The sequence below is a fragment of the Microcoleus sp. AT8-A3 genome, from assembly GCF_036705675.1.
Lineage (GTDB): Bacteria > Cyanobacteriota > Cyanobacteriia > Cyanobacteriales > Microcoleaceae > Microcoleus.
Genome location: NZ_JAUBVD010000072.1, coordinates 1 through 1,261, shown reverse-complemented (window position 1 = coordinate 1,261; position 1,261 = coordinate 1). Strand labels below are relative to the sequence as shown.

Annotated in this window: 3 protein-coding genes; 2 read left to right on the top strand and 1 reads right to left on the bottom strand. The window is 35.7% G+C overall.

Annotated elements, in window-relative coordinates:
- Nucleotides 1-170: 170 nt before the first annotated feature.
- A complete protein-coding gene (locus QUB51_RS26740) occupies nucleotides 171-506 on the top strand; it encodes a DUF6883 domain-containing protein (protein WP_333054443.1) in 336 nt (111 codons plus the stop codon).
- A 10-nt stretch (nucleotides 507-516) separates the two neighbouring features.
- Complete coding sequence (locus QUB51_RS26735; RefSeq protein ID WP_333054442.1) at nucleotides 517-771, top strand: DUF4926 domain-containing protein; 255 nt, start codon at nucleotides 517-519, stop codon at nucleotides 769-771.
- A 133-nt stretch (nucleotides 772-904) separates the two neighbouring features.
- On the opposite strand, the gene QUB51_RS26730 is transcribed toward QUB51_RS26735, so the two are convergent.
- Entirely contained in the window at nucleotides 905-1,093 is a 189-nt protein-coding gene (locus QUB51_RS26730; RefSeq protein WP_333054441.1) for a CsbD family protein, read from the bottom strand.
- Nucleotides 1,094-1,261 lie beyond the last annotated feature (168 nt).

The window sequence follows — 1,261 nt, the reverse complement described above, 5'->3', positions numbered from 1 at the left end:
CCGAAAAGTAGAATCTGTAGGGGCGGGTTCACCCATAAATTTTGCCACCCATCAATAATCTCGATAAACCCGCCCCCCAACTCAAAGACGATATAATTGACATATGAGTAAAAGTCGATTATTGTAGGCGACTAATATTCTCTTTTGTCCTTCAAAAACAGTTATTAATAGTGAAACTGCCCAATGGTCATCTAGCAGATTTAGGCAATAAAATAGAAGAATATTCTCTAAATCCGAATCATCAAGAAGGAAAAAATAAAGCTGTTTTGTTTGCCAGTAAGTTAGGCATTACCCTAAAAAATGCTGAAAGGCTCAAACAGGCTTTAAAAGAAGCTGCTATCAACGAAGATGTTGTTATTCAAAAAAACAATGAATACGGAACACATTACAACATGAAATTTTTGCTGAAAACCGAAGTAGGTGAATCTCTGATTCTAGCAGCTTGGATCGTCCGCTTAGGTGAAAGTTTCCCTAGATTAACAAGTTGTTATCCCGTCAAAAAGTGAGGTAAAAACAATGAAAACAATTAAAGACCTAGATATTGTTGCTTTAACTGAAGATTTAGACGCCACCCATTTTGAAACAAAACAAATCATTAAATTATATAAAGGACAAGTAGGAACAGTCGTGATGGAATTTGATGGCAGTGCTTTTGAGGTAGAATTTTCTCATCAAGATGGCACAACTTATGCAATGGAAACAATTCCCGCCACAAAATTAATGCTTTTACACTATGAGTTAGTAGAATCTGTAGGGGCAGTTACCCGATGAATTTTGCCACCAATAATCTTTATCAACTCGCCCCTACATATTGGTACAAATGATTTAGGCTCATTATAAAAAATCCCGCAAACATATCGTTTGCGGGATTTAGTAGGCAGGAAACTTGTAGCGAATACTGTTACTAAGCTCGGTCTACAATCTCTTTTGCTTTATCTTTGAGGTCTTCTTTCAGGTGAATTGCTGATGCTTCATCCTGCTTGGCTTGACCTTCTAATTTATCTTTCTGATTGCCTGTGACTTCGCTAACAGCTTCTTGGATTTTGCCTTCAATATTCTTCGCTGTGGCTTCGACTCTATTTTCAATGTTCATAATTTTTTATTCTAACTCTACAACTACTAATATATGATTTTCAAGTTGAGTCTGTATCTCTCTTTAGATAGATTTGTTATTACCTTTATTTCTACAGCACTTCCGGGTGTTATGAGGTACAATAAGAATAGATTAAAAAAATACACAAATGAAAGCATATTCAGTAGA

Bases quoted from the DNA above. Each gene is read 5' to 3' on its own strand.
- QUB51_RS26735 (WP_333054442.1), top strand. From the start codon at position 517: ATGAAAACAATTAAAGACCTAGATATTGTTGCTTTAACTGAAGATTTA.
- QUB51_RS26730 (WP_333054441.1), bottom strand. From the start codon at position 1,093: ATGAACATTGAAAATAGAGTCGAAGCCACAGCGAAGAATATTGAAGGC.